The organism is Providencia sp. PROV129, assembly GCF_028482245.1.
GTDB classification, from domain to species: domain Bacteria; phylum Pseudomonadota; class Gammaproteobacteria; order Enterobacterales; family Enterobacteriaceae; genus Providencia; species Providencia vermicola.
Window position 1 is genome coordinate 1 of the sequence record NZ_JAMPQD010000022.1, and the last position, 22034, is coordinate 22034.

At 42.4% G+C, this 22034-nt stretch carries 17 protein-coding genes and 1 tRNA gene; 12 read left to right on the forward strand and 6 right to left on the reverse strand.

Annotated elements, in window-relative coordinates; all coding sequences use genetic code 11:
• Window positions 1-3 precede the first annotated feature (3 nt).
• Window positions 4-79 (forward strand) — tRNA-Trp (locus tag PSF27_RS15985).
• A gap of 497 nt (window positions 80-576) precedes the next feature.
• Here PSF27_RS15985 and hdfR read toward each other — a convergent pair.
• Window positions 577-1422 (reverse strand): HTH-type transcriptional regulator HdfR, encoded by an 846-nt coding sequence (gene hdfR / locus PSF27_RS15990; RefSeq protein WP_272681871.1) that lies wholly within the window; start codon window positions 1420-1422, stop codon window positions 577-579.
• A 112-nt stretch (window positions 1423-1534) separates the two neighbouring features.
• On the opposite strand from hdfR, the gene PSF27_RS15995 reads away from it, so the two are divergent.
• Window positions 1535-1873: a DUF413 domain-containing protein gene (locus PSF27_RS15995; RefSeq protein WP_206083048.1), complete on the forward strand. Its 339-nt coding sequence runs from the start codon at window positions 1535-1537 to the stop codon at window positions 1871-1873.
• A gap of 75 nt (window positions 1874-1948) precedes the next feature.
• Here the strand turns inward: PSF27_RS15995 and PSF27_RS16000 are convergent, their stop codons facing one another.
• Complete coding sequence (locus tag PSF27_RS16000; RefSeq protein ID WP_206083050.1) at window positions 1949-3475, reverse strand: YifB family Mg chelatase-like AAA ATPase; 1527 nt, start codon at window positions 3473-3475, stop codon at window positions 1949-1951.
• Window positions 3476-3955: 480 nt separating this feature from the next.
• On the opposite strand from PSF27_RS16000, the gene ilvL reads away from it, so the two are divergent.
• The 6 genes from ilvL (at window position 3956) to ilvA (ending at window position 10534) form a co-directional block, all read left to right on the forward strand.
• On the forward strand, window positions 3956-4057 hold the full coding sequence (ilvL, locus tag PSF27_RS16005) for an ilv operon leader peptide (protein WP_071524553.1): 102 nt from the start codon (window positions 3956-3958) through the stop codon (window positions 4055-4057).
• A 131-nt stretch (window positions 4058-4188) separates the two neighbouring features.
• The gene (ilvG, locus tag PSF27_RS16010; RefSeq protein WP_206083052.1) at window positions 4189-5835 is read left to right on the forward strand and encodes an acetolactate synthase 2 catalytic subunit; all 1647 of its coding nucleotides are present in this window, start codon (window positions 4189-4191) and stop codon (window positions 5833-5835) included.
• On the forward strand, window positions 5832-6101 hold the full coding sequence (gene ilvM, locus PSF27_RS16015) for an acetolactate synthase 2 small subunit (protein WP_206083054.1): 270 nt from the start codon (window positions 5832-5834) through the stop codon (window positions 6099-6101). The genes ilvG and ilvM overlap by 4 nt, the downstream gene beginning before the upstream one ends.
• 11 nt (window positions 6102-6112) lie before the next feature.
• Entirely contained in the window at window positions 6113-7042 is a 930-nt protein-coding gene (locus PSF27_RS16020; protein WP_206083055.1) for a branched-chain amino acid transaminase, read from the forward strand.
• A 65-nt stretch (window positions 7043-7107) separates the two neighbouring features.
• On the forward strand, window positions 7108-8958 hold the full coding sequence (gene ilvD / locus PSF27_RS16025; protein WP_206083056.1) for a dihydroxy-acid dehydratase: 1851 nt from the start codon (window positions 7108-7110) through the stop codon (window positions 8956-8958).
• Between the two features lies 1 nt (window position 8959).
• Window positions 8960-10534: a threonine ammonia-lyase, biosynthetic gene (gene ilvA / locus PSF27_RS16030; RefSeq protein WP_272681872.1), complete on the forward strand. Its 1575-nt coding sequence runs from the start codon at window positions 8960-8962 to the stop codon at window positions 10532-10534.
• Here ilvA and ilvY read toward each other — a convergent pair.
• On the reverse strand, window positions 10526-11422 hold the full coding sequence (ilvY, locus tag PSF27_RS16035) for an HTH-type transcriptional activator IlvY (RefSeq protein WP_206083058.1): 897 nt from the start codon (window positions 11420-11422) through the stop codon (window positions 10526-10528). The genes ilvA and ilvY overlap by 9 nt on opposite strands.
• A 177-nt stretch (window positions 11423-11599) precedes the next feature.
• Between ilvY and ilvC the strand changes: the two genes are divergently transcribed.
• Window positions 11600-13075 (forward strand): ketol-acid reductoisomerase, encoded by a 1476-nt coding sequence (gene ilvC, locus PSF27_RS16040; RefSeq protein ID WP_206083059.1) that lies wholly within the window; start codon window positions 11600-11602, stop codon window positions 13073-13075.
• Window positions 13076-13629: 554 nt separating this feature from the next.
• Here the strand turns inward: ilvC and PSF27_RS16045 are convergent.
• Window positions 13630-14385, reverse strand: a complete 756-nt coding sequence (locus PSF27_RS16045; RefSeq protein WP_272573890.1) for a carbon-nitrogen hydrolase family protein — start codon at window positions 14383-14385, stop codon at window positions 13630-13632.
• Between the two features lie 184 nt (window positions 14386-14569).
• Here PSF27_RS16045 and rep point away from each other — a divergent pair, with 184 nt between their 5' ends.
• The gene (gene rep, locus PSF27_RS16050; protein WP_206083062.1) at window positions 14570-16597 is read left to right on the forward strand and encodes a DNA helicase Rep; all 2028 of its coding nucleotides are present in this window, start codon (window positions 14570-14572) and stop codon (window positions 16595-16597) included.
• Between the two features lie 46 nt (window positions 16598-16643).
• Here rep and gppA read toward each other — a convergent pair whose 3' ends face one another.
• Window positions 16644-18149: a guanosine-5'-triphosphate,3'-diphosphate diphosphatase gene (gene gppA, locus PSF27_RS16055; RefSeq protein WP_206083064.1), complete on the reverse strand. Its 1506-nt coding sequence runs from the start codon at window positions 18147-18149 to the stop codon at window positions 16644-16646.
• An 11-nt stretch (window positions 18150-18160) separates the two neighbouring features.
• A complete protein-coding gene (gene rhlB / locus PSF27_RS16060; RefSeq protein WP_206083066.1) occupies window positions 18161-19447 on the reverse strand; it encodes an ATP-dependent RNA helicase RhlB in 1287 nt (428 codons plus the stop codon).
• 118 nt (window positions 19448-19565) lie between these two features.
• Here rhlB and trxA point away from each other — a divergent pair, with 118 nt between their 5' ends.
• Window positions 19566-19892: a thioredoxin TrxA gene (trxA, locus tag PSF27_RS16065; protein WP_206083068.1), complete on the forward strand. Its 327-nt coding sequence runs from the start codon at window positions 19566-19568 to the stop codon at window positions 19890-19892.
• A gap of 700 nt (window positions 19893-20592) precedes the next feature.
• Window positions 20593-21852 carry a transcription termination factor Rho gene (gene rho / locus PSF27_RS16070; RefSeq protein ID WP_219244974.1) on the forward strand — a complete coding sequence of 420 codons (1260 nt, stop codon included), beginning with the start codon at window positions 20593-20595 and terminating at the stop codon, window positions 21850-21852.
• The last annotated feature ends 182 nt before the right edge of the window (window positions 21853-22034 follow it).

The window sequence follows — 22034 nt, forward strand, 5'->3', positions numbered from 1 at the left end:
TTTAGGGGCGTAGTTCAATTGGTAGAGCACCGGTCTCCAAAACCGGGTGTTGGGAGTTCGAGTCTCTCCGCCCCTGCCAGTTACCAATTAAGTAATAATAAAAGAAGTATCTATTGATAACCCGGTTATATTAATCGGGTTTTTCTTTATCTAAATTTTACGAACACCCTTTCATTATTGCTCCTTGTTTATTATTACCACTCTTGCTTTCTTCAAATTCTCACAGAAATGCTATTAATTATCACTTTTTAGTGATTGATATATAATCAAATTACTCCATCGTATTAGTATGATACTCGATTCTTACTTATCTCTCTGGTCAGTTATATTTGAATATCAAGGACAGGGGCGATATCAGAATAAAGAAATCCGTGCTTCTGCATTTTGCTAAAAGGATTCAGAAAATTAAATTAAGGGTAAGTGTGCGATTGGAGTTAGTACGCCCTTATTTATCAATAAAAACCTATCTTAGGCTCTATTTTAATAGCTTTTGAGTTCACCTTAAGCAGATAGAATATGTTTTAGGGTATTTAATACCATCATCGAGAAACAGAATGAGCAAATAATTCATTTTGCTTAATTAGTTTCGTGCAACGGCGCATTTTTTATTGGTGTTTTAATTAATTGATTAATAAGAGCCTGTTGATCATTTTTTTGTAACCATACGGCATAGAGTGGCTTACTTATAGAGGATTCTGACAGCGTTTTCAGTGCAGGATATTGATGTATCCAATGTGCGGGTAAAAATGCCGCTGAAAGCGATACAGGAAGTAATTGACGGGTAATATGAGCGGATGTCGTGATCATCACTGGTGTATCATCTTGAGTTAGTGCAGATTCATTTTTTGGATGAAAATCAGCCCCCCACTCTAGTTTTATGTAATTGTAATTTGTCAAAGCAATATTTTTTTGTGAAGCCATTAGTTGCAGCTCGATAGTTCCAATAATCGTACTTTCGAACTCATCCATTTTTGGCGGCTCAGTGGCAATTAGCAAATCTAATTCTCTTGAGTGTAGCTGTTTTACGAGAGACTGTCGGGTCGACACTCGAGCTTCTAATCGTAATTCATCATGCTGAGTATAAAGCGCTTCCACCCAGTCAGTGAGGTAGCCTTCCCATAGAGAAGCGGTAGCACCGATTGAAAGCTCTGTATGCTGTGATGCGTGAGAAATTTCTTTTTTGGCTTGTAACCAGGTGTTCATCAACGATTCAGCATACGGTACTAATCGCTCACCAGCGGCGGTTAATCGAATATTATTTCTATGGCGAGTGAATAAACTGGTGCCAAGTTGAGTCTCTAACTGTCGGATACGAAAGCTGACAGCAGATTGCGTTAAGTAGAGTGATTCCGCTGCTCTACCAAAGTGCCTAGTCTTGCTTACCTCTAAAAAAGTTCTCAATAACTCGCTGTCCACATACATCTCCAATTATTTTTGTCGTGATGATTTAAATGTTTTGTTTTACAGATTGTCAATGCTGTCTAATACTCCGCGCCATATAGAGTTTGACTGCAATAAGTTAGGAGTGTGTCAGATGGCAGATAGCTTCATCACGACTAATCGTTTTTTTGATAATAAGCATTACCCACGTGGCTTTTCTCGTCATGGTGATTTCACCATTAAAGAAGCTCAGTTGCTTGAACGCCTAGGTCAAGCTTTTAACGAGCTTGATACAGGTAAACGTGCTGCACAAACTGACGAGGAAAAACTCTTCGTTGCTGTTTGCCGCGGTGAGCGTGAGCCAGTTACTCCAGAAGAAAAAGTTTGGGTAAAATATTCTAGTCGTATTAATCGTCCAAAACGCTTCCACACGCTATCTGGCGGTAAACCACAGATAGATCCTTCGGAAGACTATACTGATACAGATGACTAATATCACCATCGTATAAGATAAGGGACTTTGGTCCCTTTATTTTGTACGGTGGAGCATATTTTATTTCTCCTCTCCTCAGCTTACTTGTTTTTGCAAATGAAGCAATAACTTATCCATTGCTCTGTAGCCAAGAGCTTCTAATAAATGCACTCGTTCAATATTTGAGCATTCCTTGAGATCTGCAATGGTTCGAGAAACCTTTAAAATCTTATGCCAAGCTCGGATAGAAAGACCTAATTTGTTTAGTGCATGTTCTAAGAATAAAGCATCTTTAGAGTTGAGAGCGCAAAACTGTGTCACTTCTCTTGATGTTAGTAAAGAATTGATTTTCCCTGCCCGTGCTAACTGTTTATTTCTTGCGTCAATGACGCGCTGTTGTATTTGCTCGCTAGTTTCTCCTTGAGGGTTTGGGGTGCTGAGTGAACCTATAGGCAACAAAGGAATTTCAATGGAAAGGTCAAATCGGTCCAAGAATGGGCCTGATATGCGGGAAAGGTAACGTAGAATAGATATTGGTGAGGAACGGCTCATTGCACCTTGATAATGCCCTGTTGGACTTGGATTTAGTGCGGCAATAAGTTGAAAATTGGCAGGGTAACAGACTTTTGCTTTTGCCCTAGAGATACTAATTTCTTTTGACTCAAGAGGTTCTCTTAATGAATCTAAGACAGCACGGCTAAACTCGGGTAATTCATCTAAAAATAAAATACCGTGATGAGCGAGTGATATTTCCCCTGGTTTAGGAAGTGAGCCACCACCGATTAGCGCTGCCACTGATGCACTATGATGAGGAGCTCTAAATGGCCTCATTGGCCAATCTATAGCACTTTGAGTAGCTTGACTTAAACTATGTAGCGAAGCGACTTCTAGTGCTTCCTGAGGCGTAAGAGCGGGTAATAGTGTAATGAGCCTGCTAGCTAACATTGTTTTACCTGTTCCAGGAGGCCCTAAAAGGAGTAAATGGTGTCCTCCTGCAGCACAAATTTCAAGTGCTCGCTTACCCTGTTCTTGGCCAATAATATCGTTGATGTTATCTTCATTTTTAGCTGATGGGGGTGGTTGATTTATCTGGTAGTTAAACTCAAGCTCATTGTTTCCATTAAAATAATGGCAAAGTTCTAGCAGAGAACTTACAAACTGAACGCTTTTATTGGGTAATAAATTTAATTGATGCCGATTTTTAGTTGAAATGATTAATATGCGTTGTTGTTTTAATGCGGCTTGTGCCGCAGGAATAGCACTATTGACGTAACGAATATCACCAGAAAGTGCCAGTTCACCTAAAAATTCATGTTTTTTTAATGCATCATGTGGGATCTGGCCTGATGAGGCGAGTATCGCAATTGCAATAGCAAGGTCGTAGCGACCACTTTCTTTTGGTAAATCAGCGGGTGCTAAATTTACCGTTATTTTTTTTGCGGGATATTCAAACCCACTATTGAGTAGCGCACTCCTGACTCTATCCCTGGATTCTTTGACGGCTGTTTCGGGTAAACCGACTAATGTTAGCCCTGGAAGCCCATTACTAATATGAGCTTCAACAGTGACAAGTGGTGCTTCCATGCCTATCGAAGCTCTAGTGTAAACAATCGCTAGTGCCATAAAACCTCCGATATAAATAACAGAGTAATATTCTGTTAAAAACTAGCTGATATTTAATGGATAAAAATACTATTTGCGAAGCCACTCGATAATTTATTTGTTTAGTGACTTAGCTGTTTCATTTTTTTGGGGGGTGCTTTGAGGGGTTGGTATATCTCGGCTTGATGTTTTTTTTGTCATTGTGCATTTTGATAACGCATTGGATACGCTAAAGAAAAAATAATCAATTGGGAGAAGTGAGATTGAACCATTTTTATTAAAAGGTTATGGGGGATACAGCTGATTATGCTATCTAATTCATGGGTAATTACTGCTTTCTTACTATTTTTATAGCATATTGTTTTGTTTTTTACTTAACTGCATGAATTTATTTAAGATAAATATTTTGATAATAAATAACCTAAATAAAAGTTGTCAAAATGATTTTAAAATGATACCTCTTTAATAAGGACAACAAATAAAGTTAAAAAAGTAAAACTCATGAACGCATTTATCCAAGCAGTTAGCCTAATTATTATTAGCGTGGTGGTGATTATTATCCCACCGTGCGGGGCTGCACTTGGACGACGAAGGCTAAAATAACAGCCAGATCTTACGAGAACCCCGCACCGAAAGGCGCGGGGTTTTTTTTGACACAAATTTTGTTAATCCAAAAAAATATACAAAACATAATAAATACAAACAGATAAAAAGTAGGCAGACAGGAGAAAAGCATGAACGGAGCACAATGGTTGGTTCAGGCGTTGCGAACTCAGGGAGTTGATACGGTTTTTGGCTATCCTGGGGGAGCAATTATGCCAGTTTATGATGCATTGTATGATGGGGGTGTAGAACATTTACTGTGTAGACATGAACAAGGTGCGGTTATTGCAGCAATTGGATATGCACGCTCAACGGGTAAAACGGGAGTTTGTATCGCGACATCAGGTCCTGGTGCAACAAACGTTATAACAGGATTAGCAGATGCATTGTTAGATTCTGTTCCCGTTGTCGCCATTACTGGTCAAGTGGCTTCTGAATTTATTGGGACGGATGCTTTTCAGGAAATTGATGTTTTAGGTTTGTCTCTGGCTTGTACAAAACATAGCTTTTTAGTTGAATCGATAGAAGATTTGCCTCGCATTCTTGCTGAAGCTTTCGCAATCGCAAATAGTGGGCGTCCAGGACCTGTACTGATTGATATTCCGAAAGATATTCAGCTACAACACGCAGAGCTATCACCGTTCTTAATGCCAGTAGAGCAAGAAATGTCATTCCCTGAGATTGAGATACAGCAAGCGAGAGCATTGTTGGAACAATCAGAAAAACCCATGTTATACATCGGTGGTGGTGTAGGGATGTCGGGTGCGGTTTCGGAGTTAAGGGAATTTATCGCCTACACTGGCTTACCCTCTGTTTCAACATTAAAAGGGTTAGGCGCGCCAGATCCAGCAGATGAAAATTACTTGGGAATGTTAGGCATGCATGGCACGAAAGCCGCTAACATTTCTGTTCAACGCTGTGATTTGCTTATCGCCGTCGGAGCACGTTTTGATGATCGTGTCACTGGGAAATTAAATACCTTTGCACCAAATGCCAAAGTCATTCATATCGATATCGACCACGTTGAATTGGATAAATTGCGCCAAACCCATGTAGCCTTACACGGTGATGCAAAAGTGTTATTGCCAAAGTTAATGCTGAAAAAAGCCATTGCACCATGGCAAGCCGAGGTTCAGCAGCTGAAAACAGAATTTGGTTGGCGTTATGACCACCCAGGTGAACCTATTTATGCACCACTCTTATTGAAACAACTGTCCGATAAAATGAAACCGAACACGGTTGTTACAACGGATGTAGGGCAACATCAAATGTGGTCAGCGCAGCATATTACGGTGGATGCCCCTGAAAATTTCTTAACATCAAGCGGTTTGGGCACGATGGGTTTTGGTATTCCCGCTGCTATTGGCGCGCAAGTAGCGAGACCTGAAGATACCGTTGTTTGCGTATCTGGGGACGGCTCGTTCATGATGAATGTTCAAGAATTAGGCACCATCAAACGCAAACAATTGCCTGTCAAAATTCTGTTATTGGATAATCAACGCTTAGGCATGGTTCGCCAATGGCAAGAGTTGTTCTTTGAACAACGTTACAGCGAAACGATATTAACAGATAACCCCGATTTTGTTGCTTTAGCCAGTGCGTTTGGCATTAAAGGGCAGCGTATTACGGATAAGTCGCAAGTAAATGCAGCATTAGATGAATTATTGAATAGCGAAGGTGCCTATCTATTACAGGTATCAATTAATGAATTAGAAAACGTCTGGCCGCTGGTTCCACCAGGGGCGAGTAATGAAAAAATGATGGAGAAACCATTATGATGCAACATCAACTCTCGATATTGGCCCGTTTCCGTCCTGAGGTTTTAGAGCGTATATTAAGGGTCACTCGCCATCGTGGATTTAAGATAAATGCCATGAATATGGGACAATCATCAGATGGCGATAATGTTAATATTGAACTGACTGTAAGTAGTCAGAGGCCGTTAACCCAGCTTTGCGCTCAGTTAACGAAGCTTTCCGACATTACAGAAGTTGAAGTGCTACAACAAGAATCACGACTATTACGCACACAAAGTGCAATGTAAGGAAGATTAAAATGACTAAGAAAGCTGACTTTATTTGGTTTAACGGTGAAATGACGCCATGGGCTGATGCAAAGGTTCATGTTATGTCTCATGCTCTGCATTATGGTACATCAGTGTTTGAAGGCGTCCGTTGCTATGATTCTCACAAAGGGCCTGTCGTTTTCCGCCACCGTGAGCATATGCAACGTTTGCACGATTCTGCAAAAATTTACCGTATGCCTGTCAGCTATAGCGTAGAAGAGTTAATGGAAGCGTGTCGTGCGACTTTACGCAAAAATAACTTAGTCAGTGCGTATATCCGGCCATTAGTTTTTATTGGTGATGTTGGCATGGGGGTTAACCCACCAGATGGTTATAACACTGACGTCATCTTAGCTGCCTTCCCGTGGGGTGCTTATTTAGGTGAAGAAGCGCTAGATCAGGGAATTGATGCGATGGTTTCTTCATGGAATCGCGTTGCACCGAATACCATTCCTACTGGCGCAAAAGCAGGTGGTAACTATTTATCATCTTTATTAGTGGGTAGCGAAGCACGTCGTCATGGTTATCAAGAAGGTATCGCTTTAGACGTTCATGGGTATCTCTCTGAAGGTGCTGGGGAAAATATTTTTGAAGTGAAAGATGGAATTTTATATACGCCTCCGTTCACATCATCTGCATTACCAGGTATTACTCGTGATGCGATTTTAACCTTAGCAAAAGATATGGGTATTGAAGTCCGTGAGCAAACACTATCACGTGAATCTCTCTACCTTGCGGATGAAGTCTTTATGACGGGTACTGCAGCAGAAATTACCCCTGTACGCAGCGTTGATGGTATCCAAGTAGGTATTGGTCGTTGTGGCCCAGTGACTAAACAAATTCAACAAGCATTCTTCGGTTTATTTAATGGTACAACGGAAGACAAATGGGGCTGGTTAGATCCAGTAAACCCTCAATAACTAAATTGAAATAGATGTTACAGGCGGACGTTCCCCGCCTGTTTTTAAACACGGGAGTTAAAGATATGCCTAAGTACCGTTCAGCAACAACAACACATGGTCGTAATATGGCGGGGGCACGCGCATTGTGGCGAGCAACTGGAATGACCGATGCTGATTTTGGAAAACCCATTATTGCAGTTGTTAACTCATTCACTCAGTTTGTACCTGGTCACGTACATTTACGCGATCTTGGCAAACTGGTTGCAGAGCAAATTGAAAACGCAGGCGGCGTAGCGAAAGAGTTTAATACAATTGCGGTTGATGATGGGATTGCCATGGGGCATGGCGGAATGCTGTATTCCTTACCTTCCCGTGAATTAATTGCCGATTCTGTCGAATATATGGTTAATGCGCACTGTGCGGACGCTATGGTGTGTATTTCTAACTGCGATAAAATTACCCCAGGTATGTTAATGGCGTCATTACGTCTTAATATCCCAGTTATTTTTGTTTCTGGCGGTCCGATGGAAGCAGGGAAAACCAAGCTTTCAGACCAAATTATTAAATTGGATTTAGTCGATGCGATGATCCAGGGGGCAAACCCGAATGTGAGTGATGCAGATAGCGAACAAATCGAACGTTCTGCTTGCCCAACCTGTGGTTCATGCTCTGGTATGTTTACGGCTAACTCCATGAACTGCTTAACTGAAGCATTAGGGTTATCTCAGCCAGGTAATGGCTCGTTATTAGCGACTCACGCTGACCGCGAGACATTATTTATCAACGCAGGTAAACGTATTGTCGAGCTAACGAAACGCTATTACGAAAAAGATGATGAAAGTGCGTTACCTCGTAATATTGCCAATAAAGCGGCGTTTGAAAATGCCATGACCCTTGATATTGCGATGGGGGGCTCGACGAATACCGTTCTTCACTTGCTGGCAGCAGCACAAGAGGCTGATGTTGATTTTACGATGGAAGATATTGACCGTTTGTCTCGTCAAGTTCCGCATTTATGCAAAGTGGCACCAAGCACACAAAAATACCATATGGAAGATGTTCACCGTGCAGGTGGGGTTATTGGTATTTTAGGGGAGCTGAGCCGCGCAGGCTTACTGCAAGAAAATGTCACTAATATTTTAGGGCTGACTTTCCAAGAAACATTGGCGCAGTATGATGTCATGCTGACGAAAGACGAAAGTGTTAAGTCTATGTTTTCCGCAGGCCCTGCAGGTATTCGTACGACCAAAGCATTCTCACAAAATTGTCGTTGGCCTTCGTTGGATACTGACCGTGAAAATGGCTGTATCCGTAATATTCAGAATGCTTATAGTTTGGATGGTGGTCTTGCTGTCTTATCTGGAAATATTGCGGAAGATGGCTGTATCGTCAAAACAGCTGGGGTTGATGAGGGTAGCTTAACGTTCCGTGGCCCTGCAAAAGTATTTGAAAGCCAAGATGATGCTGTTGAATCCATCTTAGGCGGTAAAATCGTTGAAGGTGATGTGGTAGTGATCCGCTACGAAGGGCCAAAAGGTGGGCCAGGCATGCAGGAAATGTTGTACCCAACGTCCTACCTGAAATCAATGGGCTTGGGTAAAAGCTGCGCGCTTATCACTGATGGCCGTTTCTCGGGTGGTAGTTCAGGTTTGTCTATTGGCCATATTTCGCCAGAAGCAGCCAGTGGCGGCTTATTAGCTCTGGTTCAAGATGGCGATATTATTGATATCAATATTCCAAAAAGAACGATGGTGCTGGATGTCAGTGAAAGCGAACTTAACCAACGGCGTGAGGCGGAATTAGCCCGTGGTGATAAGGCCTTTACTCCACGCGATCGTCAGCGCGAAGTGTCTTTTGCACTGCGTGCCTACGCTTCCTTAGCAACTAGTGCAGACAAAGGCGCTGTGCGCGATAAGTCAAAATTAGGGGGCTGATGTGGCAGCGGCAAAACCATTACCTGCAGCACCTACAAGTGCTGATTATTTAAAGGCGGCGCTGAGTGCGCCAGTCTATGAAGCGGCTCAAGTTACGCCACTTCAGCAAATGGATAAATTATCTGCACGTTTAGGCAATACAATTTTAGTTAAACGTGAAGACAGGCAGCCTGTACACAGTTTTAAGTTACGCGGGGCTTACGCCATGATTGCCACGTTAACGGAAGAGCAGAAAGCCAAAGGCGTTGTGACGGCATCAGCGGGGAATCATGCTCAAGGTGTCGCCCTGTCGGCAAGCCGTGTGGGTGTTAAAGCCAAAATTGTCATGCCAGTGGCAACCGCAGATATCAAAGTGGATGCAGTTCGTAGCTTTGGTGGTGAAGCCATTTTACACGGGGCTAATTTTGATGAAGCAAAAGCGAAAGCGATCACGATGGCGGCAGAAGAGGGATATACCTTTGTCCCGCCGTTTGATCACCCATCGGTAATTGCTGGGCAAGCCACTATTGCGCTGGAATTATTACAGCAAGACGTGCATCTCGACCGTATTTTCATCCCTGTTGGCGGGGGCGGTTTAATCGCGGGTGTGGCGGTTATCATCAAACAATTAATGCCTGAAATTAAAATTATTGGTGTCGAAGCGGAAGATGCAGCGTGTTTGAAAGCGGCGTTAGAAGCGGGTCACCCCGTTGATTTACCTCGTGTCGGGTTATTTGCGGAAGGTGTCGCAGTTAAACGTATTGGTGATGAAACGTTTAGATTGTGCCAACAATATGTCGATGATGTCATCACGGTGGATAGCGACTCTATCTGTGCAGCACTGAAAGATATTTTTGAAGATGTTCGCGCAATTGCAGAACCATCAGGCGCTTTAGCACTGGCAGGGCTGAAAAAATATGTCCAACAACATAACATCAAAGGTGAGCGTTTAGCGCATATTTTGTCTGGTGCGAACATGAATTTCCATGGGCTGCGTTATGTATCTGAGCGCTGTGAGATTGGAGAACAACGCGAAGCGCTGTTGGCGGTGACGATCCCTGAGGAAAAAGGCAGTTTCTTACGCTTTTGCCAGCTATTAGGCCACCGGGCAATCACGGAGTTTAATTACCGTTATACGGATGTAGACCCTGATCGTGCCTGTATTTTCGTTGGGGTGCGCTTAAGTGGTCGTGATGGTGAACGTGCAGAAATTATCCAAGAACTCAGAAGCAATGGCTATGATGTTGATGATTTATCTGATGATGAAATGGCGAAGCTTCATGTACGTTACATGATTGGCGGTCGACCATCTAAACCGTTAGATGAAAGGCTGTATAGCTTTGAATTTCCAGAGTCTCCAGGAGCGTTACTGCGATTTTTAGAGACGCTTGGAACCCACTGGAATATTACGCTTTTTCATTACCGCAGCCATGGCACGGATTATGGACGAGTGCTGGCGGCATTTGAACTTGCGGGGCCAGAAGTGCGCTTTGATAGGCACCTTGATGCACTAGGATACGAGTACCACGACGAGACGGGCAATCCTTCTTTTCGTTTTTTCCTAGCGCCACAAGATAGTCAAAAAACCTTAGATTGAGTTGTCTGGGAGTAGCTCCCAAAATGCTTTAATTAGTGGCTCACTTAGGCGTTTGCTTAATAGGCAAACGCCGAGTTCGAAGGGTTCCACCATTGAAATATTGTCGAGCTGTGAGATACGGCTACGGACAGGCTCAGGACTATTATCCACGACGACACTTGGGATCAACGCGATACCACAACCAAGTGCAACCATAGATACAATCGCTTCATGGCCAGACACTGTGGCGTAAATCACAGGGTTATTGATGTGATGGCGGCGAAACCATAATTCGATACGTTTTCGTGATGGGCCATGTTCTGGCAGGATAAACGGTACCGTTGACCAATCAGGTTCTGCTTCAGTCACCATCGAACGTACAGCACAAGGCAGTGATGGTGCAATGAGCACCAATGGGATTTCACCAATTTTTGTGAAACGCACATTGTCGGGTAAACGCTCAGGTTTGCCTGCAATACCAAGGTCTGCCTCATGGGTTTCCACTTTTTCTACCGCATCCGCGGCATCGCCAGTGGTGAGCTTTATTTCGACTAATGGGTGCAAAGCACGGAATTTATCTAAAACTTGTGGTAAATGACTGTATGCGGCAGTGACTGAGCAAAAAAGATGCAACTCACCACTGAGAGATGGGCTTTGTTGGTTAAGGGCATGCTGCAGTTGCTGATATTGTAACAAAGTTTGCTGGGCAAATTGTTTTAGGTGCTCCCCTGCTTGTGTGAGTTTTACCGAACGATTATCACGGACAAATAATGGGTGACCCAATTGCTCTTCTAGGCGCTGGATTTGTCGAGACAGCGTTGAAGGGCTGACATGCATGGCTTTAGAGGTACGGCCAAAGTGGCAGCTCTGTGCTAAATGCAAAAAAAGTTTCAGATCACGAATATCCATTTTGCCCTCGGATAAAGTCATTAACTACGTTGCGAATATTGCAACATTGTATTGTTAATATATCAATTTAAGCAATGCGAAACATCGCATATAGTAAATCCATAAACGCTTAAAAATAAGCGACAGGCAAATTGATTGCCTGACATAACGAACACAACAGAACAATGGAGTATGACAATGGCGAATTATTTTAACACATTGAATTTGCGTGAGCAGTTAGCTCAGTTAGGCAAGTGCCGCTTTATGAAACGTGAAGAATTTGCGGACGAAGCTGGCTACCTGAAAGGGAAAAAAATCGTCATCGTCGGTTGTGGTGCACAAGGTCTGAACCAAGGCCTGAACATGCGTGACTCTGGTTTAGATATCGCTTATGCATTACGCGCAGAAGCGATTAGTGAAAAACGTGCTTCATGGCGCAAAGCCACTGAAAATGGCTTTAAAGTGGGTACGTATGAAGAATTGATCCCAACGGCAGACTTAGTTGTTAACTTAACGCCAGACAAACAACACTCTACCGTTGTTCGTGCTGTTCAGCCTATGATGAAACAAGGTGCAGCACTGGGTTATTCACACGGTTTCAACATTGTTGAGGTTGGTGAAGAAATCCGTAAAGATATTACTGTTGTGATGGTTGCACCAAAATGCCCAGGTACGGAAGTTCGTGAAGAATACAAACGTGGTTTCGGGGTTCCAACTCTGATTGCTGTTCACCCAGAAAATGACCCGAAAGGCGAGGGGATGGCGATTGCTAAAGCATGGGCGGCTGCCACAGGTGGCCATCGTGCAGGTGTTCTGGAATCCTCATTTGTTGCGGAAGTTAAGTCTGACCTGATGGGTGAGCAAACCATTCTATGTGGTATGTTGCAAGCAGGTGCATTACTGAGCTACGACAAAATGGTTGCAGACGGTGTTGAGCCAGGCTATGCCGGTAAATTGATTCAATTTGGTTGGGAGACTATCACTGAAGCGCTGAAACAAGGTGGTATCACGCTGATGATGGATCGTTTATCTAACCCTGCGAAAGTCCGCGCATATGCGTTGTCTGAGCAACTGAAAACCATCATGGCACCACTGTTCCAAAAACACATGGATGACATTATTTCAGGTGAGTTCTCATCAACCATGATGGCTGACTGGGCAAATGATGATAAAAACTTGCTGACATGGCGTGAAGAGACAGGCAAAACAGCATTCGAAAATTACCCTGAATATGCAGGCAAAATTGCAGAACAAGAATATTTTGACCATGGCGTTCTGTTAGTTGCGATGGTTAAAGCGGGTGTTGAGCTGGCGTTCGATACGATGTTAGAAGCGGGTATCTTAGAGGAATCAGCATACTACGAGTCTCTGCATGAACTGCCACTGATTGCGAACACCATTGCGCGTAAGCGTTTATATGAAATGAACGTGGTTATTTCAGACACGGCGGAATATGGTAACTACCTGTTCTCATTTGCAGCTGTGCCGATGCTGAAAGACTTCATGACCAAATTACAAGCGGGCGATTTAGCGAAGCCAGTTGCTGATAATGGCACAGACAACGCGCAGTTACGTGATATCAATGAAGCAATCCGTAATCATCCTATCGAGAAAATCGGTAAGACGTTACGTGGTTATATGACGGATATGAAGAAGATTTCAGTTGGAAGTTAATTTTTCGTCGCTCTTCGCGTGATAGGTGCGTTGGCAGCGCTCGGTTACCCAAGTCACATACTCATGTATGCTCCTTGGGATAACCTCCTTTGCCGCCTTCCTCTAACACGAATAGCTTAGAAAAAGAACAATGCAAAAAATTTTTTAATGAAAGCCGTATAACAAAGTGTTATGCGGTTTTTTGTTTTTTTATTGTATTCAGGCTGAAAAAATAGGGTGGGTGCATTGGGATAACCTCCTTTGCCGCCTTCCTCTAACACGAATAGCTTAGAAAAAGAACAATGCAAAAATTTTTTAATGAAAGCCGTATAACAAAGTGTTATGCGGCTTTTTGTTTTTTATTGTATTCAGGCTGAAAAAATAGGGCGGGTGCATTGGCTATACTCGGTTACCCAAGTCACATACTCATGTATGCTCCTTGGGATAACCTCCTCTGCTTCCTACCTAGAACGCGAAATGCTTTGGATAATCATCATATTGTCTATAGTAATAGCTTAGGAAAATATATTTTTAATATAGCGACATTATTCTGGTGAATAGTGTAGTTTCTTTAATTAGATCTTTGAGGAAATAACTTTAGCGTACGTGTTAGTTGGATTGAAGTTGGCGATAATGAGTGACTCTTGAGTCTCGCTGGCTTCAGCCATTAATATGCCATGGTTATCCCAAATAGCACTTCTTCCTGTGCCGAGGAATGAACCAGATACGCCGCAATAGTTTGCCATAATGACAGGAACCTGATGGTTTTTAGCGTAATTTTGTAATTTTTTCGTGTCAGCGTCATAGCCATTGGCTGTAATCAATACAGAGCTTAAGTAAAAAGAGGCACCTTGATTGATGGTATCATCGGCGTGCTTTTCATGATTAGTATCTGCACATATTGCGAGTCCTAGCTGGTTTCCTTGACAATCAAAAGTGCATATAGCTGTACCTGGCGTGTAGTATTTGTCTTCCCCTGGGTGTAGATAAATTTTGCTGTAGTGGAAAGTAGCTTGATGAGGAGAAAGTACGAATAACCCTATTTGCGGCTGATCTTTTCCTATATTAATCGGTGCACCGGCAATAATCGTTATATTGTATTGATCAGCGAGTATACGTAGTGCTTCTAGCCTTGGGTCATTGTCAGTGAAGGCTAATTTTTGTGCGACATCATGTTCATAGCCTGTTAAAGATAATTCAGGAAAAATAATGACATTAACCTGATTTTTGATTGCTTGAGTGATGAGCCGTTGGTGGATTTGGATATTACTACTAACATTTCCATTGATGGGAGCAAATTGCGCAGCGGCAATGATGAAATCGTTTTGCACCAAATATTCCTTAACAGATGTAATGAGCATAAAAGTAATTATATGTGTATAAAACTAAAAATACACAACCAGGAATATGCTGGCTATAGGGAGCACTAAAATTCTCATTATAGTAACTGCTCAAGACTTTATGGTGTTTCTGCTATAATGCGTTTTTCAGTCTTCTTTGTATGAAAGAGTTCCCATGCGATTAAACCCAGGCCAGCAACAGGCAGTTGAATTTGTCGATGGCCCTTGCCTTGTATTGGCAGGGGCTGGATCAGGTAAAACCCGTGTTATTACCAACAAAATTGCACACTTGATCCGCCAATGTGGTTATCAACCACGGCAAATTGCTGCTGTCACTTTTACCAATAAAGCCGCGCGGGAAATGAAAGAGCGTGTGGCACAAACATTAGGTAAAAAAGAAGCGCGTGGGCTCATCATTTCAACCTTCCATACATTAGGTTTGGAAATTATTAAGCGTGAATATAAAGCATTGGGTATTAAAGCCAATTTTTCGCTGTTTGATGACCAAGACCAAATGGCATTACTTAAAGAACTGACGTTTGATTTACTTGAAGAAGACAAAGATCTGCTACAGCAGTTGATCTCTTCGATCTCAAACTGGAAAAACGATCTGATCTCACCACAACAAGTTGTTGGGCAGGCACGAACGGAAAAAGAACAGCATTTTGCGGAGTGTTACCGTCGTTATGAATTACACCTAAAAAGCTGCAACGTATTGGATTTTGATGATTTAATCAGTAAGCCAACGCTTCTATTATATCAAAATGAAGAAGTACGAGAGCGCTGGCAGCAAAAAATTCGTTATTTGCTGGTGGATGAATACCAAGATACCAATACCAGTCAATACCAACTTGTTAAGTTGCTAGTGGGACAACGCGCTCGCTTTACGGTGGTTGGGGATGATGACCAATCTATTTATTCATGGCGTGGCGCAAGGCCGCAAAACTTGGTGCTACTTAGTCAAGATTTTCCTAAGTTGAACGTGATTAAGCTTGAGCAAAATTACCGCTCTTCAGGCCGAATATTAAAAGCGGCGAATATCCTAATTGCAAATAACCCTCATGTATTTGAAAAGAAACTCTTCTCAGAGCTAGGCTACGGTGCGCCGTTAAAAGTTTTAACGGCAAACAATGAAGATCATGAAGCAGAGCGGGTGATTGGTGAGCTCATTGCCCATCACTTTATCAACAAAACGGAATACAAAGATTATGCGATTTTATATCGAGGTAATCACCAGTCGCGCATTTTTGAAAAAATGTTGATGCAAAACCGTATTCCATATCGTATCTCTGGCGGTACTTCATTTTTCTCACGTCCTGAGATTAAAGACTTACTGGCTTATTTACGCGTGTTGACTAACCCTGAAGATGACAGTGCTTTTTTGCGTATTGTGAATACCCCACGTCGGGAAATTGGCCCAAAAACGATTCAAAAGCTAGGGGAATGGGCGAACCAACGGGGAAAAAGCTTATATCAAGCCAGTTTTGATTTAGGGCTAGAGCAAACCCTAAAAGGAAAAGGATTAGAGGCATTACAACGGTTTACCCAGTGGATGGACAGTATTGTTCGAACATCAGAGCGGGAGCCGTTGATTGCGGTACGTGATTTACTGCGTGAAATGGATTACGAAAGTTGGTTGTATGAAACATCAACCAGCACTAAAGCTGCTGAAATGCGTATGAAAAACGTCAACCAATTATTTACATGGATGAGTGAAATGGTTGAGGGGGATGAACTGAACGACCCGATGACGCTTGGCCAAGTAGTCACGCGTTTTACATTACGCGATATGATGGAGCGTGGCGAAGATGACGAAGAATCAGATCAAGTTCAGTTAATGACATTGCATGCATCAAAAGGCCTTGAATTTCCTTATGTTTTTTTAGTCGGTATGGAAGAAGGGTTACTGCCTCATCAAAGCAGTATTGACGAAAACAATATTGATGAAGAGCGTCGCTTAGCGTATGTGGGGATCACTCGAGCACAAAGAGAGTTGTTTTTCACTCATTGCCGTGAGCGCCGTCAATATGGCGAATTAATTCGACCTGAGCTTAGTCGTTTCCTACTTGAATTACCGCAAGATGACCTTGAATGGGAGCAACAGCGAAAAGTGGTAAGTGCCGAAGAGCGTATGCAAAAGGGGCAATCTGCACTAGCTGATATCAAGGCGCGTTTAGGACTAAATAAGAAAAGCGAGCCATAATCATTTATTGAGGTTCCACACTAGAGTGACTCTAGTGTGGAAATAATTAACAATTTGAACTGTTACGTTCTTCCAATTCTAGCATCCAATTTACATAACCTTGCCATTGCACTTCCTGTTGCAGGTTTTCTGCTCGCAGTGGATGTTCAGATAACCAGCGATATGGCAACACAATCGTGAGTCTATCTGCATTTGCATTTAATCTTAAAGCAGGCAATGTGTCATCACGTCGTCGGCTTGCAAAAATAATGGCTAATCGAAGTAAACGGCACAAACAATAGGCTTGTTGCATCGGTAGTGCATTTTGTTGGCTAAGCGGCGCTAAATCGACGGGGCCTTGTTGATTTTTTAATAAAGCCGCCAATAGCCGTTTTTGTGCAGGGGTATAGCCAGGTAAATCCAAGTGAGTGATCAAATAGCTGGCATGTTCAGAGCCTTTGCGAAAATCAACACTTAGGCCAATTTCATGCAACGCACATGCGCTTGATAATAAATCACGACAGCGGGTATCGAGTTGCCAATCTTTCGCCACTTGCAGATAAAAATATTCGGCTAACTGACGAACGCGGCTAGCTTGTTCGATATCGACTTGGAAACGACGCTGGATATTGCGTACAGTGCGAGCGCGAATATCTTGCTCAATCGGCAGTTCTAACATGCCATAAACGAGCCCTTCCCGTAGAGCACCGCCTGCAAGTGTCATACTATCAATATCTAACGCTTCAAAAATGGCAATTAAAATGGATAAGCCGCTTGGAAATACTAAAGCACGCTCAAAGGTTAAACCTTCAATTTCAAGCTCTTCAAGTTTTTGGCATTGAATGGCTTTGCGTTTTAGTTGCTGCAATTTAGGCAATGTAATAAGTTCATCCATGCCTTGTGCAATCATAATTTCTTGGATTGCTTGTACAGTACCTGATGCGCCAACGCAGATTTTCCAGCCGTGAGCTTTTAAGGTATCGGCAACGGGTTCGATAACCTTCCTTGCGGCTGCTTGTGCGGCTGAAAAATTGTCTTCTGTTAAGCTTCTATCACTGAAATAGCGCTCAAGCCATGTCACACAGCCCATCTCAAGGCTATAGAGCTGCTGTGCTTTTGCGCCAGTTCCTGTTACAAGTTCAGTGCTTCCCCCTCCAATATCCACCACCAAGCGTTGGTCGGGGCCGCCTGTCGTATGTGCAACACCTTGATAAATTAAGCGGGCTTCTTCTTCCCCTTGAATGACTTTAACGGGATTTCCTAGGATATTGCTGGCTTTTTCGATGAAAATATCGGCATTTTTCGCTAAGCGTAGTGTTGCAGTCGCGACCACACGAATTTGTGTTGTCGGAATATCTTGTAGATGTTCCGAAAAAAGTCGTAGACATTGCCAACCACGTTCCATCGCTTGTTCAGAAAGGTGATTGTTTTTATCTAACCCAGCAGCAAGACGGACTTTTCGTTTAACCCTAGAAATAACCTGTATGCTGCCAGCGGTTTCACGTACGACAAGCATGTGAAAACTGTTAGAACCTAAATCGATAGCAGCATAAAGAGAAGAAGATTTCAGCATAGCGTTTTTACTCAGCCTGGACGTTTATGGTTATTACGCGGACCATTGTGGCGGCGCGGTGCATTTGAATTGCGGCGCTGGCCTCCAGGGCGTGGGCGATGACGACGTTTAGGTGCGGGTAAGTCACTTAATAATGCATCGCTGTTATATTTACTCACTGGAATCGAATGTTGAATGTATTCTTCGATTGCAGGCAAGTTAAGTGCATATTCTTCACAAGCTAGGCTAATTGAATTACCACTTTCCCCTGCACGGCCAGTGCGGCCTATACGGTGAACGTAATCTTCACAGTCGTCAGGTAAATCGTAGTTAAAGACGTGGGTCACTGATGGAATATGTAATCCACGTGCAGCGACGTCCGTTGCAACTAAAATATCCAGTTGGCCCTGTGTAAATTGTTCTAAAATACGTAAACGTTTTTTCTGTGCCACATCGCCAGTCAGTAAGCCAACACGGTGACCATCGGCCGCTAAATGTGCCCAAATGTCATCACAACGGTGCTTAGTATTGGCGAAAATGATGCAACGCTCAGGCCACTCTTCTTCGAGAAGAGTCTGAAGTAAACGCATTTTTTCTTCATTTGAAGGATAAAAAAGCTCTTCTTTAATGCGATGGCCCGTTTTTTGTAAAGGCTCAACTTCAACATATTCAGGGTTATTCATTTGCTCAAAGGCGAGTTCTCTCACGCGATAAGACAGTGTGGCAGAAAATAACAGATTTAGTCTGTCAGCGGCCTCTGGCATACGACGGAATAACCAACGAATATCTTTAATAAAACCAAGGTCGTACATGCGGTCAGCTTCATCAAGTACAACGACTTGAATGGCGGCTAAATCTACATGGCCTTGTTTCGCATAGTCAATAAGACGGCCAGTCGTTCCTATGAGGATATCGACACCGTTTTGTAACACTTTTAGCTGTTCATCGTAGCCATCGCCACCATAAGCGAGCCCCATTTTCAGACCCGTATATTCTGCCAACTCTTTGGCATCAGAGTATATCTGAACAGCGAGTTCACGAGTCGGTGCCATCATGAGTGCACGTGGCTGATTCGCTTTTTTCCCTTCAATAGCAGGGTGAGTTAATAGATAATGAAACGTTGACGTTAAGAATGCTAACGTTTTACCTGTACCTGTTTGCGCTTGTCCCGCAACGTCTTTGCCTTCGACAGTGAAAGGCAATGTTGACGCCTGTATAGGCGTGCAATAATTGAAGCCTTTCTTGTTCAGAGCTTCAATGACTTTAGGGTGCAATGCGAAGTCGGAAAACTTCTTTTCTGTCAAGTGTGCTTTACTCATAGTATGTTAGAATATCAGTTAACGGTTGGTTTACGAAAGTGTATCTTTTGAAATAAAGCATACTGCTGCCAATAATGTTACACTAAGTCTGCAAAAAGATGATTCTTTGGAGTACAACATGAGCGACAAAATTATACATATAACTGATGCAAGCTTTGAAACTGCAGTTCTGAAATCAAATTCACCTGTTCTCGTCGATTTCTGGGCAGCATGGTGTGGTCCTTGTAAAATGATCGCGCCTATTCTTGATGAAGTTGCTGAAGAATATACAGGCAAATTGACCATCGCAAAACTGAATATTGATGATAATCCGGCTACTGCTCCAAAATACGGAATTCGTGGTATCCCGACATTATTATTATTCAAAAATGGTAGTGTAGCAGCGACAAAAGTTGGTGCATTATCTAAAACGCAACTGAAAGAATTTCTAGACGAAAATCTGTAAGTTATCGTTATATGTGATCTAAAACGTTTAGCGGCGTATCTATTTTATCAAGAGAGTCGCTAGACGTCCTCATCTAAGCATGATAAGTTATCACTATTCCTCGTGTAGCACCCGTATGAATTACTCTGTATTCCATTGCTCTTATCTTATATATCAAGCTAGTTAGTTCAGTATTTTAATGATTTTTGATTATCAAAACTAATGGCACAATGATTTTAAATATGAAAACTGAGAACATAGACATTGAGTTAAGCACCCGCTAGATTCAATATTGTTGTTTCACATGAATTTTTCATATACCTTAAAGATAGTGCATAAGCAGTAGTATGACATAAGACGTTGTTAAGTCTTCGGATGTAAAAACGTATCGGGAAAAATTTAGTGTGCAGGGAATGTGTTTTTAAATGCGAAGCTGAACCTAAATTTGCGATCTTGGGATAGATGTTGTCCTAAATGTACAAAAAACTATTGCTAATGTTGTGTGTGTTTCTAATAATATGCCAAACATCGTTCAGATGAGCTATGGTCATATGTTAAAACAGATTTAGCAGTGGCTAGCACAAATTTTTATGCATTGTTGTTGGCTTTATTGAGTTGGCTACCAACAGGGCAGTTAAGTTAAACTGGCACTTAATAAATAAGTTGCCGTCAATTAACGTTCATAGTTCGAGAATTACCCCGAGTTAAAGAACCCACCATTATGAATCTTACCGAATTAAAAAATACGCCAGTATCAGAATTGATTACGTTAGGCGAAAATATGGGGCTAGAGAACTTAGCCCGTATGAGAAAGCAGGATATTATTTTTTCCATTTTGAAGCAGCATGCGAAAAGTGGTGAAGATATTTTCGGCGATGGCGTACTGGAAATATTGCAGGATGGATTTGGTTTCCTCCGTTCCGCAGACAGTTCTTACCTCGCAGGTCCCGATGATATCTATGTTTCTCCTAGCCAAATCCGCCGTTTTAACCTACGTACAGGTGACACCATTTCAGGAAAAATTCGACCTCCTAAAGAAGGCGAACGTTATTTTGCTCTCCTGAAAGTCAATGAAGTTAACTTCGACAAACCTGAAAACGCACGTAGTAAAATCCTTTTCGAAAACTTAACACCATTACATGCAAATAATCGTCTTCGCATGGAACGTGGTAACGGTTCAACAGAAGATTTAACGGCGCGAGTTTTAGACTTAGCTGCACCAATTGGCCGTGGTCAACGTGGGCTGATTGTTGCTCCGCCAAAAGCAGGTAAAACGATGTTGCTGCAAAATATTGCCGCTAACATTGCACACAATTATCCAGATTGCGTTCTGATGGTTCTGTTGATCGATGAGCGTCCTGAAGAAGTAACAGAAATGCAGCGCTTAGTTAAAGGTGAAGTTATCGCTTCTACTTTTGATGAGCCAGCTGCGCGTCACGTTCAAGTGGCTGAAATGGTTATCGAGAAAGCAAAACGTCTGGTTGAACATAAAAAAGACGTCATTATCTTACTCGACTCCATTACACGTCTTGCTCGTGCGTATAACACCGTGGTTCCTTCATCTGGTAAAGTTTTAACAGGTGGTGTGGACGCAAACGCCTTACATCGTCCTAAACGTTTCTTCGGTGCTGCCCGTAATGTCGAAGAAGGTGGAAGCCTGACAATCATTGCAACTGCACTGGTTGATACAGGTTCGAAAATGGATGAAGTTATTTACGAGGAGTTTAAAGGTACAGGTAATATGGAACTGCACCTTTCTCGTAAAATTGCGGAAAAACGTGTATTCCCAGCGATTGATTACAATCGTTCTGGTACGCGTAAGGAAGAATTACTTACTTCACAAGACGAACTGCAAAAAATGTGGATCCTACGTAAAATTATTCATCCAATGGGTGAGATTGATGCGATGGAATTCCTCATTAGTAAGCTCGCAATGGCAAAAACTAACGAAGAGTTCTTTGATTTTATGAAGAGAGCTTAGTTGTTTTGGTTTCTAGCTTCAACGAAAGGTGCCTACATGGCACCTTTTTTTGTGCGTATATCACATCATGATATATTTGAATTAAAATCTTTTTGAAAATCCATCACTCATATTAATTTGATAGATTAGTATCTAATTTTAAGATGAGAGTATTGATAATAAGTATTGTTGGAGTAATTAAA

Bases quoted from the DNA above. Each gene is read 5' to 3' on its own strand.
- hdfR (WP_272681871.1), bottom strand. From the start codon at position 1,422: ATGTATGTGGACAGCGAGTTATTGAGAACTTTTTTAGAGGTAAGCAAG.
- PSF27_RS15995 (WP_206083048.1), top strand. From the start codon at position 1,535: ATGGCAGATAGCTTCATCACGACTAATCGTTTTTTTGATAATAAGCAT.
- trxA (WP_206083068.1), top strand. From the start codon at position 19,566: ATGAGCGACAAAATTATACATATAACTGATGCAAGCTTTGAAACTGCA.
- rho (WP_219244974.1), top strand. From the start codon at position 20,593: ATGAATCTTACCGAATTAAAAAATACGCCAGTATCAGAATTGATTACG.
- ilvG (WP_206083052.1), top strand. From the start codon at position 4,189: ATGAACGGAGCACAATGGTTGGTTCAGGCGTTGCGAACTCAGGGAGTT.
- PSF27_RS16000 (WP_206083050.1), bottom strand. From the start codon at position 3,475: ATGGCACTAGCGATTGTTTACACTAGAGCTTCGATAGGCATGGAAGCA.
- rhlB (WP_206083066.1), bottom strand. From the start codon at position 19,447: ATGAGTAAAGCACACTTGACAGAAAAGAAGTTTTCCGACTTCGCATTG.
- ilvC (WP_206083059.1), top strand. From the start codon at position 11,600: ATGGCGAATTATTTTAACACATTGAATTTGCGTGAGCAGTTAGCTCAG.
- PSF27_RS16020 (WP_206083055.1), top strand. From the start codon at position 6,113: ATGACTAAGAAAGCTGACTTTATTTGGTTTAACGGTGAAATGACGCCA.
- ilvM (WP_206083054.1), top strand. From the start codon at position 5,832: ATGATGCAACATCAACTCTCGATATTGGCCCGTTTCCGTCCTGAGGTT.
- gppA (WP_206083064.1), bottom strand. From the start codon at position 18,149: ATGCTGAAATCTTCTTCTCTTTATGCTGCTATCGATTTAGGTTCTAAC.
- ilvD (WP_206083056.1), top strand. From the start codon at position 7,108: ATGCCTAAGTACCGTTCAGCAACAACAACACATGGTCGTAATATGGCG.
- ilvL (WP_071524553.1), top strand. From the start codon at position 3,956: ATGAACGCATTTATCCAAGCAGTTAGCCTAATTATTATTAGCGTGGTG.
- rep (WP_206083062.1), top strand. From the start codon at position 14,570: ATGCGATTAAACCCAGGCCAGCAACAGGCAGTTGAATTTGTCGATGGC.
- ilvY (WP_206083058.1), bottom strand. From the start codon at position 11,422: ATGGATATTCGTGATCTGAAACTTTTTTTGCATTTAGCACAGAGCTGC.